At 66.4% G+C, this 16,012-nt stretch carries 11 protein-coding genes; 8 read left to right on the top strand and 3 right to left on the bottom strand.

Annotated features, from left to right (window positions below):
• Window positions 1-57: 57 nt before the first annotated feature.
• Window positions 58-1,335 carry a metallophosphoesterase family protein gene (locus A39O_RS0119680; RefSeq protein WP_020506383.1) on the top strand — a complete coding sequence of 426 codons (1,278 nt, stop codon included), beginning with the start codon at window positions 58-60 and terminating at the stop codon, window positions 1,333-1,335.
• Window positions 1,332-4,874: an ATP-binding protein gene (locus A39O_RS0119685; RefSeq protein ID WP_020506384.1), complete on the top strand. Its 3,543-nt coding sequence runs from the start codon at window positions 1,332-1,334 to the stop codon at window positions 4,872-4,874. The genes A39O_RS0119680 and A39O_RS0119685 overlap by 4 nt, the downstream gene beginning before the upstream one ends.
• Window positions 4,875-5,320: 446 nt before the next feature.
• Here A39O_RS0119685 and A39O_RS34345 read toward each other — a convergent pair whose 3' ends face one another.
• Window positions 5,321-5,686, bottom strand: a complete 366-nt coding sequence (locus tag A39O_RS34345) for a Uma2 family endonuclease (RefSeq protein ID WP_083924791.1) — start codon at window positions 5,684-5,686, stop codon at window positions 5,321-5,323.
• Between the two features lie 455 nt (window positions 5,687-6,141).
• Between A39O_RS34345 and A39O_RS0119695 the strand changes: the two genes are divergently transcribed.
• Window positions 6,142-7,014, top strand: coding sequence for a UbiA prenyltransferase family protein (locus A39O_RS0119695; RefSeq protein WP_020506386.1), 873 nt, complete (start codon window positions 6,142-6,144; stop codon window positions 7,012-7,014).
• Between the two features lie 50 nt (window positions 7,015-7,064).
• Here the strand turns inward: A39O_RS0119695 and A39O_RS0119700 are convergent, their stop codons facing one another.
• Both A39O_RS0119700 and A39O_RS0119705 read right to left on the bottom strand, forming a co-directional pair.
• A complete protein-coding gene (locus A39O_RS0119700; protein WP_020506387.1) occupies window positions 7,065-7,667 on the bottom strand; it encodes a DedA family protein in 603 nt (200 codons plus the stop codon).
• Window positions 7,668-8,123: 456 nt separating this feature from the next.
• Window positions 8,124-9,758: an alpha-D-glucose phosphate-specific phosphoglucomutase gene (locus tag A39O_RS0119705; protein WP_020506388.1), complete on the bottom strand. Its 1,635-nt coding sequence runs from the start codon at window positions 9,756-9,758 to the stop codon at window positions 8,124-8,126.
• Window positions 9,759-10,027: 269 nt separating this feature from the next.
• On the opposite strand from A39O_RS0119705, the gene htpG reads away from it, so the two are divergent.
• The 5 genes from htpG to A39O_RS34350 all read left to right on the top strand — a co-directional run bounded on the left by htpG (window position 10,028) and on the right by A39O_RS34350 (window position 16,007).
• Window positions 10,028-11,983: a molecular chaperone HtpG gene (gene htpG / locus A39O_RS0119710; RefSeq protein ID WP_020506389.1), complete on the top strand. Its 1,956-nt coding sequence runs from the start codon at window positions 10,028-10,030 to the stop codon at window positions 11,981-11,983.
• A gap of 109 nt (window positions 11,984-12,092) precedes the next feature.
• Complete coding sequence (adk, locus tag A39O_RS0119715; RefSeq protein WP_020506390.1) at window positions 12,093-12,752, top strand: adenylate kinase; 660 nt, start codon at window positions 12,093-12,095, stop codon at window positions 12,750-12,752.
• A gap of 162 nt (window positions 12,753-12,914) precedes the next feature.
• On the top strand, window positions 12,915-13,313 hold the full coding sequence (trxA, locus tag A39O_RS0119720) for a thioredoxin (protein WP_020506391.1): 399 nt from the start codon (window positions 12,915-12,917) through the stop codon (window positions 13,311-13,313).
• A 103-nt stretch (window positions 13,314-13,416) separates the two neighbouring features.
• Window positions 13,417-13,965, top strand: coding sequence for a DUF1249 domain-containing protein (locus A39O_RS0119725; protein WP_020506392.1), 549 nt, complete (start codon window positions 13,417-13,419; stop codon window positions 13,963-13,965).
• Window positions 13,966-13,976: 11 nt separating this feature from the next.
• Window positions 13,977-16,007 (top strand): EAL domain-containing response regulator, encoded by a 2,031-nt coding sequence (locus A39O_RS34350; RefSeq protein WP_020506393.1) that lies wholly within the window; start codon window positions 13,977-13,979, stop codon window positions 16,005-16,007.
• The last annotated feature ends 5 nt before the right edge of the window (window positions 16,008-16,012 follow it).

Raw genomic sequence — 16,012 nt, forward strand, 5'->3', positions numbered from 1 at the left:
CGATCAAGGCCCGCGGCCCGAACCCCGAACCCGGCTGCACGCGTCACAGGTCCCAACTTGAAATTCATTCACGCCGCCGACGTTCATCTCGACAGCCCGCTGCGCGGTCTCGAACGCTATGAAGGGGCGCCGGTGGGCGAGTTGCGTGGGGCGACGCGGCGGGCCTGCGCGCAGTTGGTGGATCTGGCGCTCGCCGAGTCGGTGGACTTCGTGCTGCTGGCGGGTGACCTCTATGACGGCGACTGGCGGGACTACAACACCGGGCTCTTTTTCACTCATCAGATGGCCCGGTTGCAGGAGGCGGCTATTCCGGTCTTGATGATCGCCGGAAACCACGACGCGGCGAGTCAACTCACCAAAGTGCTGCGTCCGCCGGAGAATGTCCTGGTGTTCTCGACCCGTGCGCCCGAGACCCGCATTCTGGAGCCGCTCGGAGTAGCCGTTCACGGGCAGGGTTTCCCGACGCGCGCGGTCACCGAGGATTTGGCGCTGACCTATCCCGCGGCGGACCCGGATCTGTTCAACATTGGTTTGCTGCATACCTCGCTGGACGGCCGGCCGGGGCATGAATCCTATGCCCCCAGCAGCCTGGCCGGGTTGCGCGCCCGCGGCTACGACTATTGGGCGCTTGGTCATGTGCACCAGCGTGAAGTGGTCGCCCAGGCGCCCTGGGTGGTCTTTCCGGGGAATCTTCAGGGACGGCACGCCCGTGAAACCGGACCCAAGGGCTGCACCCTGGTGCGGGTCGAGGACGGACAGGTGAGCCACCTCGAACACCGCGCCCTGGATGTGGTGCGCTGGTCGGTCTGCATGGTCGACCTGACCGCGGTGGCAACCCTGGAGGCCGTTTATGACCGGGTCGAGCCGGCCCTGCGCGCCGTGCTGCCCGCTGCCGAGGGCCGCTTGTCGGCGGTGCGCATCCGGCTCACCGGCGCGTGCGGGGTCCATGGCCGACTGCATGCCGAGCGCGAGCGCGTGGTCAACGACTGTCGTGTGCTCGCCGGCAGTGTCGGCGCCGGTGACCTGTGGGTCGAACAGGTGCAGATCGACACCCGCGGGACGGCGTCCGCTCCCGCCGGTGACGATGCGCTCGGCAGCCTGTTGCGGGCGATCGAGGGGCTGGAGCTGGACCCGCCGCGGCTGGCCGATCTGGCCGCCGAGGTCGCTGACCTGGGGATCAAACTGCCGCTGAGTCTGCGCTCCGGCGCGGACGGTTTCGACCCCGCCGCGCCGCCCTATCTCCAGGAGTGTCTGGAGGATGTCAAAGCCCTGTTGCTCGACCGGCTGTTGGGTCAGCACCGGGATGCGGACGGCGATCGGAGGCCGAGCAAGTGAAGATTCTGGATCTGCACCTGCGTGCCTTCGGCCCCTTCACCGACTGCGATCTGGACCTGAGTGGAGGGCAGCAGGGTCTGCACCTGATCTTCGGACCCAACGAGGCGGGAAAGAGCTCGGCCCTGCGCGCATTACGGGCGTTGCTGTACGGCATCCCCGAGCGCACCGGCGACGATTTTCTGCACGACCGGCAGGATCTGCGGGTCGGCGGTCGGTTGCGTGGGTCGAACGGTGCCGAGGTCCACTGCATTCGGCGCAAGGGCCGGAAGAACACCCTGTTGGACAGCGACGGCAAGACACTCCCCGACGATACCCTGGCGCCGCTGCTCGCCGGTGTCGATGACCGCCTGTTCGAGCGCCTGTTCGGCATCGATCATGAAGGGCTGGTGAGCGGCGGTCAGGCGCTGCTGGCCGAGCGCGGTCGTGAGGCCGAGGCGTTGTTCGGCAGCGGCCTGGGCGGGGTCGATCTCAACGCGGTCCTGCGGCGGCTCGATGAGGAAGCGAGCGCCTTGTTCTTGCCGCGCGGCGCCAAGCCGACGATCAACAGCGAGCTGCACCGCTTCGCGGAGATCGAACACCGTCAGCGCGAGGTCTCGCTGTCCGCGCGGCAGTGGGACGAGGCGCGCAAGGCCGTGCAGCAGGCGCGGCGGCGGTTGGCCGAACTGGATGGCGCGCTGGCGCTCGCGGCCGGACAGCGCCACCGGTTGGAGCGCATCCGCCGCACCCTGCCGAATTTGGCGCGGCGCGCCCAACTGCTTGAACAGCGCGCGCGGCTGGGCGAGGTGCCGGGGTTGTCCGCGGGTTTTGGGCAGCGGCGTGAAACCGCGATGGCCCAACGCACGCTGGCACTGGCCAGCCGCCTGAATGCCCAGACGCGGGACGCGGAACTCAAGGAGCAGGCCGCGGCCTTGCAGGTGTCCGCCGATCTGCTGGCGGAGGCCGAGCTGATCGATGCCCTGCGTGAGCGACTGGGCAGTCACCGCAAGGCGGCCGCGGATCGGCCGGGGCTGGTGGCCGAGCGGGCCGCCTTGGCGGGTCAGGCCGCCACCCTGCTGGGGCAACTGCGTCCCGATCTGACCCTGGACGCGGCGCCGACCTTGCGTCCGTTGCTCAATCGGCGGCGGCGGGCGACCGAGCTCGGCGGGCGTCAGGAAGCGGTCGCCGCCGCGCTCGAACAGGCGCGGGGCACCTTGGCCGAGGCCGCGGAACAACTCGCGGACCGGCGCGCCGCGCACGCCGGGCTGCCGGTCAGCCCGCCGCCGGACGGACTGCGCCGGGCGACCGAGGAGGCCCGGCGGGCCGGCGATCTGGAGCGCGCCATCGCCGAGACGCGCGCGCGCAGCACGCAGCACGCGGACGCCTGCCGTCGCGAGTTGGCCGCACTCGGGCTCTGGGGCGCCGACCTGGACGCGCTGCGGGCCGCGCCCTTGCCGAGCGGTGAGTCCATCGAGCGCTGCATCGCCGACGCGCAGGGGCTGGACGAGGCCCGACGCTCCCTGGAGACGCTGCGCGCCGAGGTTGAGGCCGAGCGGCGGCAGAGCGCGGAGTCACTGCGGGTCTTCCAGTTGGCCGGCGCGGCGCCGTCGGAGGTCGATCTCGAACAGTCGCGTGCCGCGCGCGAGCACGGCTGGCAACTCATCAAACGGCAGTGGCTCGAGGGCGAGGACATCGCTGCCGCGGCCCACGCCTATGCGGCGGGGACCGCGCTGCCCCTGGCGTTCGAGGGCGCGGTGGCACAGGCCGATGAGGTCGCCGATCGTCTGCGGCGCGAGGCTCAGCGGGTCCATGAGCAGGCTGCCGCGCAGGCCCGGTTGGAAGCCTGTGAGCAGCGGCTGGACGCGGCCGGGCAGGCCGCGACGCGCCTGGCGGAGCAGAGTGAGCAACTCGAACAGGCCTGGTGCGCACTCTGGTCGCCCTGCGGTTTGATACCGCTGCCGCCCCGTGAGATGCGCCAGTGGCACGCGGCGGCGTTGCGGTTGCGCGAACGGGCCGGGCAGGGCGATGCGCTGGCGGCTGAGTTGGCGGCCCTGGAGGCGACCCGGCAGGGTCATCTGCGCGCCGTTCAGGCCGCGCTCGACGCGCTGGGGCTGGCCGTGCCGCCGACGCCGCCCGCGTCGGGAGCAGCAGCGCTTAATCCACTGCTCGATCAGGCCGAGACGCAACTGCGCACCCTGCAGGAGACCGAACGCCGTCGCGTCCTGCTGGCGCAGGAGATCGCCGCGCTCGAAGCATCCCAGCGGCGGCTGATGCTCGAGGTCAAGACCAGGCAGGACGAGCGGGCCGACTGGCTGGCTGCCTGGGGTGCACTAACGGCTGAACTCGGCCTGGCAGCGGATGCCAGTCCGGGCGAGCTGACCGACTATCTGATGGGCCTCGACGCGTGCCTCAAACAACTCGGTGAGGCCGAGCGGCTGGACGCGCGCATCCAGGGCATCGACGCCGACGGTGTACAGTTCCGCGCTCAGGTCGACGCGCTCTTGGCGCGACTGGCGTCGGAACTGCGCGGCCGTCCGGTCGAGGAGACCGTGCCGCAGTTACATGCCCAATTGGTCAGGCAGCGCGAGGACCAGAGCCGACGCGATGAACTCACCGCCCAGTCGCGCCGCGCGCAGCAGGAGATCCAGCAGGCGCAAGCCGCGATCCAGGCGGCCGACGCGGTGCTCGCCGAACTCTGCCACGAGGCCGGCTGCGCCGATCCGGACCAACTGGCGGCCGTCGAGCAACGAGTCCAGGAACATCGCGAGTTGGGCCGGCAACTGAGCGAGGTCGAAATCGAACTGGTGACCGCCGGCGATGGTCTGGGGATCGAGGCGTTGCAGGAGGAAGCCGGGCAGGTCGACCGCGATGCCGTCCTGGCCGAACTGACGGCACTGGAGGCGCGGATCGAGGGTGAATTGCGTCCGCAGCAGGCCGCATTGTTCGAACAGAAAGTGGAGGTCGAACGCCAGTTCGCCGCCATGGCCGGTGACGATGCTGCCGCTGCCCTGGCCGAGGAGGCGCAGCAGAGTCTGTCGAGCCTGCGTGCCCAGGGCGAGCGCTATGTCCGGGTCAAACTCGCGGCGCGGATTCTGCGCGATGAAATCGAGCGCTTCCGCCGTCAGCACCGCGACCCCATCCTCAGCCGCGCCAGCGGCTATTTCGCCCGACTGACCTGCAACGCCTTCAGTGCGGTCGAAACCGACTTCGACACCTGCGATCAGCCCGTGCTGACAGGCCGGCGCGCCACCGGCGAGCGGGTGCGGGTGGAGGGCATGAGCACCGGTACCCGCGATCAGCTCTACCTGGCCTTGCGCCTGGCCAATCTGGACCATTACCTGGACAGCGCCGAGCCCCTGCCGTTCATCGTCGACGACATTCTCATCCAGTTCGACGACGCGCGCGCCCAGGCCACGCTCGCCGCCCTGGCGGACTTCTCAGTCAGGACCCAAGTGATTTTGTTCACCCATCATCGGCAGGTCGTCGATCAGGCCAGGGCGCTGGACCCGAGTGGCGAGCGGGTGCTGGTGCATACGCTGATGGGCCAGGCGCAGGCAGTCTAGCAGCCTGTCGGACTTAGCCCCTAGGATAAGGGCGTGAGTCAATAAAAAGGCTTTTTGTTGCTCTACAATCTAACGTTAGGTGATTTCCGCGAAAAATCCAACCCGTAGGAGCCCGCTTGCGGGCGACGGGTGGGGGGCACAATGACGCGATTCCGACAGGTCACGTCGCCCGCAAGCGGGCTCCTACGGAGCTTGATTCTTGATAGCGTCTTATTCGGAAATCGCCTAAAGTCCGACAGGCTGCTAGCCTCGGACTCGGAGTAACGGGATCTTCTTGGATGAGTTGAGCGGCGTTGGTCGTCGTTCCGGCCAGGCCTTTTGCCGAGGTCGTGGGGAGGAAAGCTGATCCACAGATGTCACAGATGAACACACATGTTCATCTTCATCTGTGATCATCTGTGGACAACTCCGAATGATCGCAAGATTCCGGGCTGACTTCCTTTGGTTCAATCCGGAACGCCCCCCATCTGCAACGCCTGCCGATAGCCGCGAATGGCGTCCGACGTGGTGGGCTGGTCGAGAAAGCGGGTCAGCAGTTCCAGATCCAGGCCCGGTAACACTTCGCCGGCGGTGACGGGAACATAGCGTTCACCGCGCAGACAATAGGGTTGCAGACGCCCGCGGCGCCAGTACCAGACCTCGGCAACGCCGAGCTTGCGGTCAATGTCGAGTTTGTCGATCCGTCCGGAAGTCCAGACCACTTCGACGGCCAGTTGCGGGCGGTCGGCGGGCGCGGTGCCGAACACCCAGCACTCGTCCGGCTCGGCCGCCCGCGTGCGGTCCCGTGACTTCAAGGTTGACGATCTGGTCATCGACCGGCCGATCGTCTCGCGCTTGATACTGGGCGTTGGTGTACATGGCTTGGTTCTCTGAAGGCCCGCGATCCGAGTCTAGCGCGCCTGGACTGGTAACCCCGGGGCGACCGTTGGTGGCTTTGATCATCGTTGCGGCTATATTCTACGAGACCCAGCGCCCGACCTGGGAGAAGCCAGGCCCAACTCGGTAAAATCCAGGTGGAACTCGACGAAGCCAAGGCATCGACCGACCTGCGCAACGCGAGCCTAGGTGGCCTTGATCATCGTTTCGGCCAGCGACGGCCTGTCCGCAACTGGAGGTCGAGGCTTTAGCCGGTGGCGATTCCCGAGATCTCAAAGAAAATCAGTGGTGCCTGCGCGCCGGGCCGGCTAAAGCCTCGACCTCCGGTCGCCGGAACGATGACCAAGCCCGGGCGCGTCGGCTCAACCCCCTGCCTGATCGGAGACCTGTTATGAAGATCGCCTTGTCCACCGAGGACGCGCTGCAACTGGTCCGACTGCCCGCGACCTACGTGGTGTGGTCCAACATCCTTGCCGCGCATCTGATTGCCACCGGGGGCTGGCCGCACTGGTTGGTGCTGATCCCTCAACTCGCCGCCGGCACGGCGCTGTGCTGGTCTGGTGTGGTGCTGAAGGAGTGCTTTGCCCTGCGGCAGGGCGGTACGGGCGAACCCTCGGGTCTGCTGGCCTCCGGGCGGATCTCGGGTCAGGCGGCCTGGGTGCTGGGCGGCGGGCTCATGGTCCTGGGGCTGGCGTTCGCCGCGCTGGCCGGCGGGACCAGTCTGCGGATCGCGGTCGCGCTGGGGCTCGCCATCGTCGCCTACCGCGGCTTTCTGCAAGACACCCTGCTGGGCTCAGTCTTTATGGGCGCGATTCACTACATGCAGTGGATGTTTGGCTTGACCGTGGCGGGGCTGGAGAGCGGGGCCCAGGCGCTGGCCGTGCCGGTGTTCCTTTATGTGGCGGCGCTCACGGTCCTGGTCGGGGCCCAGGCCAAGGGGGCGGCGCCGCAAACCACCCGGATCGCGGGTGTGTTGTTCGGGCTTGCGGCCCTGGTGATCGTCGAGTTGGTGCTCGCGGGCCGCATGGAGCAGCCGCTGATCCTGGCCTTGGTGGCGCCGGCGGTGCTGGCCCTGGGGTATTGGCTGTGGCGTTTGACCGCGGACGGTAGTCCGGCGGCGGTGCAGAGCCTGGTCCAGCGACTGACCTTCGGCCTGATCCCGCTGGACGCGCTCTTGCTAGCCGGCAGCGGGCATTGGCTGGTGGCGCCGTTCTTGTTGTTGCTCCTGGTCCCCGGTTTCGTGTTCCGACCATCACCTGAGTAAGGAACAAGCGCAACAGCGAATACAGTCACATCGTGGGGCGATGCTCCGGATCAGGCTTGACGGCGCTTCTGCCGGAACACGTAGATCGCCAGGATCAAGGCGACGAAGAGGAGGACGCCGACCGTCACCAGGGGCAGGTTGTCCTGGATCAGGCGTTCATTGCCGCCGATGAAATAGCCCATGGCCGTGAGCACGGCGGACCACAGACCGGCCCCGAGCAGGGTATAGGTGCTGAAGGTCAGCAGGTTCATCCGGGTCAGCCCGGCGGGTAGTGAGATCAGGTGCCGGATGCCGGGGATCAGGCGTCCGGTAAAGGTCGAAATGGCCCCGTGGCGCTCGAAGAACAGGTCGGTCTTGTGCAGCAGGGCGGGGCGCACGAAGAACCAGCGGCCATAGCGCTCCAGGAAGGGGCGCCCCACCCAGAGCGCGAAGGCGTAATTGACGCCGGCCCCCGCCAGGCTGCCCAGGGTGGAGGCGAGCCAGATCGCCAGGACATTCATTTTGCCCTGGTAGGCGAGATAGCCAGCCGGGATCAGCACCAATTCGCTCGGTACCGGCAGCACGGTGGACTCCAGCGCCATCAAGACGAAGATGCCCGGATAGCCCCAGCCGTTGACGGTGACCAGGATCCAATCGATAAATTCATGCAGCATGACGTAACCTGAGTGTCAATATGAGTCGCGCGAAGGATGCGCGTGATGGTCGCCGGTAGATACCTGCCGAGAATAGAGATAGCAATTCGGATATATCCACAGATGTCACAGATGTTCACAGATGTTCACAGATGAAGAAAAACATCTGTGACATCTGTGGATGAAAGTTCTGGCCTTAGGCGACAGCGAAAGCTGGTCGGAACGATGACCAAGGTCACTGCGGCGGACCTTGATCGTAATCCCGGCCAGCGGCGTGCGTAGTCAGGGCTTCCAGCCCTGACGGTGTCAGGCCAGGATGGCCTGACTACGCACCCGGCGAGCCCAAGTGGCCGGAATCTCGATCGAGGCCCTGCGGCGCACGCCGGCAACAACGAAGAGCGAGGCTCCATTCGCGGACAGTTTATTCGTGGATGGAGCTTTACTCTTGGGTCGACGATCTGTTTTTATTACAAGCCTTTACGTGATGACCGTTGGTTCGGCCCGTCCGGTGCGGGCCTCGATCTGAGCCAGTTCGCGGGCGATCAGGATGAGCGGCGCCATGGCTTCCTGGGTGTCCTGGTGGTGACGGCTCGGATCGGGTTCGTAGAACTCCAGATAGACCCGCAGGGTGGCACCCTCGGTGCCGGTGCCGGAGAGCCGCAGCACGATCCGCGAGCCGCCCTCGAAGCCGATGCGGATGCCCTGATTCGCTGAGACGCTGCCGTCGATCGGGTCGGTGTACGCGAAGTCGTCGGCATAAGCGACGGTATAGTTGCCGAAGCGTTGGCCGGGCAGCGCCGGGAGCATGATCCGCAGATGGTCGACCAGGGCGCCCGCGGCCTTGGCATCCACCGCCTCGTAGTCATGCCGGGTATAGTAGTTGCGACCGTACTGCCGCCAGTGCTCGCTGACGATCTCCGCGACCGACTGCTGGCGGACCGCCAGGAGGTTCAGCCAGAAGAGCACCGCCCACAGGCCGTCCTTCTCGCGCACATGATCCGACCCGGTGCCGAAACTCTCCTCGCCGCAGAGGGTGATGCGGCCGGCGTCCAGGAGATTGCCGAAGAACTTCCAGCCGGTGGGTGTCTCGAAGCACTCGACCCCCAGGGCCTCGGCCACGCGGTCCGCCGCCTGGCTGGTGGGCATGGAGCGGGCGATGCCGCGGATGCCGGAATGGTAGCCGGGGGTCAGGTGGGCGTTGGCGGCCAATACGGCCAGGCTGTCGCTGGGCGTGACAAAGAAGTTCTTGCCCAGGATCATGTTGCGGTCGCCGTCACCGTCGGAGGCGGCGCCGAAGTCCAGCGCATGGGGGCCTTCGCACAGGGCCACCAGGTCGTGGGCATGGGCCAGGTTGGGGTCCGGGTGTCCGCCGCCGAAATCTTCGAGCGGGATGCCGTTCATCACGGTGCCCGGCAGCGCGCCGAGCCGGTTTTCCAGGATTTCGGTGGCATAGGGGCCGGTGACCGCGTGCATGGCATCGAAGCGCATGCTGAACAACCCGGAGTCGAAGAGCGCGCGGATCGCGTTGAAGTCGAACAGGTCTTCCATCAAGGCGGCGTAGTCCGCCACCGGGTCGATGACCTCGACCTGCATGGCGCCGATGGCGACGGTGCCGAGCATGTCCAGATTGGTATTTGGACAGTCCAGTACGCGGTAGCGGTCGATGGACTGGGTGCGCGCGAAGATCGCCTCGGTCACCGATTCGGGGGCCGGGCCGCCGGCTGCGACATTGAATTTGATCCCGAAGTCTTCTTCCGGTCCGCCCGGATTGTGGCTGGCGGAGAGCACGATCCCGCCCTGGGTCTTGTACTTGCGGATCACGCAGGAGACCGCCGGGGTGGAGAGGATGCCGCCGCGCCCGACCAGCACACGCGCCACGCCGTTGGCGGCAGCCATGCGCAGGATGACCTGGATGGCCTCGCGGTTGTAGTAGCGGCCGTCACCGCCGACCACCAGGGTGCCGCCGGCCAGTTCGGTCTGAGTGTCGAAGATCGCCTGGACGAAGTTCTCCAGATAGTGCGGTTGCTGAAAGGTCCGAACCTTCTTGCGCAGCCCGGAGGTGCCCGGACGCTGCCCTTCGAAGGGGGTAGTGGCGATAACGTTCGACTCCATATTCAACCCCTTGATTATCGGTGTGATGGCCTACATTGATGCGGCGCGGGCGGTCGGTCACGGCCGGGGTGCGCGACGGGCGCGGTGCCCCTGATCGTGAAGGCTGGATTGTAGCCGCTGCCGGGCGTGCGACAATACCCATTCCATTCTATTCCGGCGCCGGGAGCGCACGGCCGCAGCCGCGGCACGCCGATGCGCGGATGCCGATCCGCCGCGAGTGCACCCGAAAGTCAAAAAATGAATGATTACTCAAGAGGTAACGAACCGAAATGACAGTTGAAGCGCATAAGGAAACACTGGAGTTCAAGGCCGAAGTCAGCCAAGTCCTGGACCTGGTGATCCGTTCACTCTACTCCAACAAGGAGATCTTCCTGCGCGAGCTGATCTCCAACGCCTCGGACGCCGCCGAGAAGCTGCGGTTCGAGTCACTGAGCGACGACGGGCTCTACGAGGGTGACGTCGACCTGCGAATCCGCGTCACCGTGGACCAGGAGGCCGGGACCCTGACGGTCTCGGATAACGGCATCGGTCTCAGCCGGTCGGAGGTCGTCGAGACCATCGGCAGCATCGCCAGTTCCGGGACCCGCCGGTTCTTCGAGAAGCTGACCGGCGATCAGGCCAAAGACAGCCAGCTGATCGGCCAGTTCGGGGTCGGTTTCTACTCCGCCTTCATCGTCGCCGACAAGGTGACGCTGGTCTCCCGCCGGGCCGGTCTGGGGACCGAGCATGGGGTGCACTGGGAGTCGGACGGGCGCGGCAGCTACACTCTGGAGACGGTGGAAAAGGCCGGGCGCGGTACCGACGTGACCCTGCACCTGAAGGACGACGAGAAGGAGTTCCTGGACGGCTGGCGGCTGCGCTCCATTATCAGCAAGTTCTCCGACCACATTGCCCTGCCGGTGGAGATGTTGAAGGAGCACCACGACGGCCCGGACGAGGACGCGCTGGACGCGGAGCAGGACGAAGCCAAGGCGGAGCCCCAGGCCAAGGCTCCCGAATGGGAGAAGGTCAATCGCGGAACGGCCCTGTGGATGCGCAGCAAGTCGGAGGTGACCGAGGAGGAGTATCACGCCTTCTACAAGCACATCGCGCACGACTACGATCCGCCGCTGGCCTATGTCCATAATCGCGTGGAGGGCACCAACGAGTACAGCACCCTGCTCTTCGTTCCCAAGAAGGCCCCCTGGGATCTGTGGGACCGCGACCAGAAGCACGGCGTCAAGCTCTATGTCCGCCGCGTCTTCATCATGGACGAGGCCGACAAGCTGCTGCCGCATTACCTGCGCTTCGTCAAGGGCGTGGTGGACTCTGACGACTTGCCGCTGAACGTCTCGCGCGAACTGCTTCAGCACAACCGTAAGATCGACAGCATCCGCCAGGCCAACACCAAGCGCATCCTGAGCCTGCTCGAGACCCTGGCCACGGATGAGCCGGAGAAATATGCCGAGTTCTGGGGCGAGTTCGGTCGGGTCCTCAAGGAAGGGCCGGCCGAGGACTTCGCCAACCGGGAGCGTCTGGGCGGGCTCTTGCGTTTCGCCTCGACGCATACCGAGAGCGACACCCAGAACGAGACCCTGGACGGCTACATCGAGCGCATGAAAGAGGGTCAGGACAAGATCTACTTCATTACCGCCGACAGCGCGGCCGCCGCCCGCCACAGCCCCCATCTGGAGGTCTTCCGCAAGAAGGGCGTCGAGGTCCTGCTGCTGTCCGACCGGGTGGACGAGTGGCTGGTCAACCACATGCACGACTACAAGGGCAAGCACTTGCAGTCGGTCACCAAGGGCGATCTGGACCTGGGCCAACTGGCGGATCAGGAGGAGAAGGCCAAAACCGAACAGGCGGCCAAGGAACACGGCACCCTGCTGGAGCGGCTCAAGACCGCGCTGGGTGAGCGGGTCGACAAGGTGCGTCCGAGCGCCCGCCTGGTGGACTCCCCGGCCTGTCTAGTGGTGGGCGAGTACGACATGAGTGCCAATCTGGCGCGGGTGTTGAAGGCGGTTGGTCAGGACGCTCCCAAGCAGCGTCCCACGCTGGAGGTCAACCTGGACCACCCGCTGGTGAAGCGCCTGGAGAGTGAGGAGAACGAGACCCGCTTCCAGGACTTGGGTCTGATCCTGTTCGATCAGGCGCAACTCGCCGAGGGCGGTCAACTCGATGACCCGGCGGCCTTTGTCGGCCGGCTCAACGGGCTCATGATGTCCATGCTGCTGTCCGGTCGCTGACCGGGTTTCAGTCTTTGATCGCCCTGGAAAAATCGCCCTCAAGGGCGATTTTTCCAGGGTCTTGTGGCACACTGCCGCGTCTGTCAATAATGACGAGGAGATTAATCCCATGCGCGTGATCCTACTTGGCGGCCCCGGCGCCGGAAAAGGTACCCAGGCCGGCTTCATCAAGGAGCACTTCGGTATCCCCCAAATTTCCACCGGCGACATGCTGCGGGCTCATGTCAAGCAGGGCAGCGAACTGGGCAAGGCGGCCAAGCAGGTGATGGATGCGGGCGGTCTAGTGTCCGACGACATCATCATGGGCATGGTGAAAGTGCGCATCACTGATGGCGACTGCGCAAGCGGCTATCTGTTCGACGGCTTCCCGCGCACCCTGGCCCAGGCCGATGCGCTGAAGGAGGCGGGGGTGGCGGTCGACGCGGTGGTCGAGATCGATGTTCCCGACGAGGAGATCATCCGCCGCATGTCCGGTCGGCGGGTGCATCCGGGCTCCGGCCGCACCTACCATGTCGTCTTCAATCCACCCAAGACCGCGGGGCTGGACGACGTGACCGGCGAGCCGCTGATCCAGCGCGACGACGATCAGGAAGAGACCGTCAAGGCCCGACTCAAGGTCTATCATGACCAGACCGAGCCGCTGATCCATTACTACTCGGATTGGGCGCAGGCGGGCGGTCAGGGCGCGCCCAAGTACATCAAGGTCCATGGCATCGGGTCCGTGGACGAGATTCGCGGTCAGATCATCAGCGCCCTCGAAGCGGTCTGATCCGGCCTTGCGGTCGATGCTCGAAAACCGGGCGAATGCCCGGTTTTTTCGTGCGCGACAGTTGTTTCAAGGTACCGAATTCGCTCAGAAAAACCCGGAAAACCGCGGTCTGCGCAGGATTCTGGTAGTATCTCCCGATATTTCACTACGCAGGTGGTTCCGATGGCGGTTGTAGAACTGGACAAGCAGAGTTTCGAAGAGGCGATCAGCACCAACGACTTCGTGATCGTCGATTTCTGGGCGCCCTGGTGCGGTCCGTGCCGCTCCTTCGCCCCGATCTACGACAAGGTGTCCGCCGACTTCGGCGACATCGTTTTCGCCAAGGTCAACACCGAGGACGAGCAGGAGATCGCGGTCCACTTTCAGATCCGGTCTATCCCGACCCTGATGATCTTTCGCGAGCAGGTCATCATTTTTTCTCAGGCCGGTGCGCTTCCGGAGAGCCAGTTTCGCGACCTGATCGGCAAGGCCAAGGCGCTGGACATGGCGGAGGTCAAACAGCAGATCGCCGCGGAGCAGGCCGCGCGCGGGGCTGGCGATCCGTCCGGCGGTTCGGCTTGAGCGGCGTCTCGTCCGTGGTTCGCAAGCCGACGGCTCAGGCGGTGCCGACGCGGATCCGGCCGACTCAGCGCGTCGCTTCAGGCGTCCGGCGGTCTTAGGTCCCATGCAAGCCGTCTTCTGTTCTCTGGACGAGTTGATTCAGTTGTCAGGGCGTCCGACCGTGGGCGACCTGATGACACTCTGCGAGGAAAATTACCGTCTGCTCGCGCGTCTTGCGCCTGATCTGAAAGACCAGCGGGGGCTGAGCGTCTCCCGCCGCAAGGGCAGTGTGGACCTCTACCTGACGATCGAGGAGCAGTCCCGCTATACCAGTCTCGCGCGGCTGACCCATTGGTTTCCCAACCCTGATCGGGGTTGGAGCGCTGCTTCGAGTTATGCCCAGGCCAGCGATCTCGCTGGGTTCGGAGCCGACCCGGACGCACGTTTGCGGGTCTATCACGATGCCCGCCAGGTCGAGGTTCTGGATCTGCGGCAGACCGTTTTGCCGTTGCGTGCCCAATATCAGCCGCCGGCGCTCGATGCCAAGTGGAAGGCGAATCTGTTCCTCGGTAAATGGCTCGCCTTCTGTCTCCATCAGGGGCATTGCTTCGGTCCCGGTTTCGACGATCTGTCCCTGCCCGAGGATGGCGGCCGGCTGTATACGCTGACCTGAGCCGCTTCAGGATGAATCACCCGAACCCCACCCGGCCGACCCGCGGCACCATCCTCCTGCTGTCCCGCGACACGGCCTTGATCGCGGCCCTGGGTCCGCAGCTGAGCACCTTCGGTTTTCGCAGTGAGGTCCACGGGGAGCCGGACGCGCTGCGTCGGCGGCTCGCGGCTCCGGTGGATCCGGATCTGCCCGAGCACCCCCTGGTCTTGCTGCTGGTCGATTTGCGGGCCTTGGCCGATCCTGCGGAATTGACGCGCTTGGCTGGTGATCACGCCGACGACGCGGGTCGCTGCCTGCCGCTGGTCTGTCTGGGTGAGGAGGACGCGCTTGCGCAGCGGCTGGCGGCCATGCGCGCCGGGGCGGCGGTCTGCCTGTCGGCGACCCTCGGGCCGGCAGCGCTTGCCGCGCGGGTGGCGTCCCTGGTCGCGCTGCCGGACGGGGGGCCGGAGCGGGTGCTGGTGGTGGATGATCAGCCGGTGGCGGCCCTCTTCGCGGCGCGGGTGCTGGAGCACGCCGGTCTGGTCGTCGAGCGCGTCCACGACCCGCTGGAAGTCCTCGCCGCCTTGGAGCGCTTTGCGCCGAACCTTATCCTGATGGATCTGCATATGCCCGGCGTCAACGGCATCGAGTTGACTGGCGTCATCCGCGGACAGGAGCGGTTTGCCGATTTGCCGATCCTGTTTCTCTCCGGGGAACTCGACCCCGGCCGGCAGTTGGATGCGCTGCGCATCGGCGGGGATGATTTTCTGGCGAAACCGGTCTCACCGCAGCGGCTGGTGGCGCGTGTGCGTGAACGGCTGGTGCGTGCGCGCCATCGATTGGTGCGCGAGTCCGTCAGTGAGCAGTCCGCCGCGGGGCTGGCCGGGCGGGAGCGCCTCTTCACGCGGATCGACCGCCTGCTGCGTGCCGGATCGCCGACGCACTGGGCCTTGCTCTATTTCGAACAGCCGGGGGATGAATCGGTGATGACGCGGCTGGGCGCGGCGGTCTCCGCGCGGCTGGGGGAGGAGGCTCCGGCGGCCCGCGTCGGCGAGCACGGCGTCGCCGCCCTCCTGTCGGGCGGCGATGAGGGCGCCCTTGCGATGCGGGCCGAGACGCTGGCGCAGGGTGTCCAGCAGGACCTGGCGGCGGATGCCGCGGTCGCTGACCGCGGGGTCGGCTGGTGCCCGGTGGCCCGAAGCGGCGGGGAAGCCGTCACCCTGGTCTCGCGGGCGCGCAAGGCCGCGCGCCTGAGTCTGCACCGCGGTCAGCGTCGGGTCGAGTGCTATGCGTCGGCGCCGCTGGCCCAGGTCGCCGCCGCGCAGCGCAGTCCGTTGCTGGAAGCCGTCGCGGCTGGTCGCTTCCAGCTCCTGTTCCAACCCATGGTGCCGCTGCGTTCGGCGCCGAGCGAGCGCTACGAGGCGACCCTGAGGCTCAACGCGCCCGATGGCGAACTCCTGGCGCCGAGCGCGTTTGCGCCCCTGGCGCTGCGGGCCGGGCAGGCGGCCACGATCGATCGCTGGCTGTTGGGCGCGGGTCTGGACGCGCTCGGCATCCGTCGTGAGGCGGGTCGGCCGGTGGAGTTGTTTCTGCATCAATCCCTTGCGGGCGCGGCCGATCCGGCTTGGGTCGTTGGCCTGCGGGACGCGATCAGCGCCCGCAATCTGATCGCGTTCCGCCCGATCATCCAGTTTCAGATCGCGGATGCGGATCGCCACCTGGATCTGGCGGTCAGCCGGTCCGGCCAATTAGAGCAGCTCGGCATCCGTCTGTGCCTCAATGGAATGACGGCAAGCGAACGCGGCGAGCGGGTGCTCGACCGGCTACCCGCCGCCTTCGTCCGTCTGGCCCGAGAGGCGGCACACGGGCTGCAGGGAGCGCAGCTCGCGGCCTTGGTCGGCCGTATCCATGAACGCCAGGCGCTGGCGATCGCCACCGGGGTGGAGGGGCCGGACATCATCGCCCGGCTGTTTCGCGCCGGGGTGGATCTGATCCAGGGGACTTATGTCCAACCGCCCGCCGAGTCCATGGAATTCGACTTCGCGGCGCTGGAAGCCGGATAGGGCGT

Source organism: Lamprocystis purpurea DSM 4197, from assembly GCF_000379525.1.
Taxonomy (GTDB): domain Bacteria; phylum Pseudomonadota; class Gammaproteobacteria; order Chromatiales; family Chromatiaceae; genus Thiodictyon; species Thiodictyon purpureum.

Bases quoted from the DNA above. Each gene is read 5' to 3' on its own strand.
- A39O_RS34345 (WP_083924791.1), bottom strand. From the start codon at position 5,686: ATGACCAGATCGTCAACCTTGAAGTCACGGGACCGCACGCGGGCGGCC.
- A39O_RS0119695 (WP_020506386.1), top strand. From the start codon at position 6,142: ATGAAGATCGCCTTGTCCACCGAGGACGCGCTGCAACTGGTCCGACTG.
- A39O_RS0119700 (WP_020506387.1), bottom strand. From the start codon at position 7,667: ATGCTGCATGAATTTATCGATTGGATCCTGGTCACCGTCAACGGCTGG.
- A39O_RS0119705 (WP_020506388.1), bottom strand. From the start codon at position 9,758: ATGGAGTCGAACGTTATCGCCACTACCCCCTTCGAAGGGCAGCGTCCG.
- htpG (WP_020506389.1), top strand. From the start codon at position 10,028: ATGACAGTTGAAGCGCATAAGGAAACACTGGAGTTCAAGGCCGAAGTC.
- adk (WP_020506390.1), top strand. From the start codon at position 12,093: ATGCGCGTGATCCTACTTGGCGGCCCCGGCGCCGGAAAAGGTACCCAG.
- trxA (WP_020506391.1), top strand. From the start codon at position 12,915: ATGGCGGTTGTAGAACTGGACAAGCAGAGTTTCGAAGAGGCGATCAGC.
- A39O_RS0119725 (WP_020506392.1), top strand. From the start codon at position 13,417: ATGCAAGCCGTCTTCTGTTCTCTGGACGAGTTGATTCAGTTGTCAGGG.
- A39O_RS34350 (WP_020506393.1), top strand. From the start codon at position 13,977: ATGAATCACCCGAACCCCACCCGGCCGACCCGCGGCACCATCCTCCTG.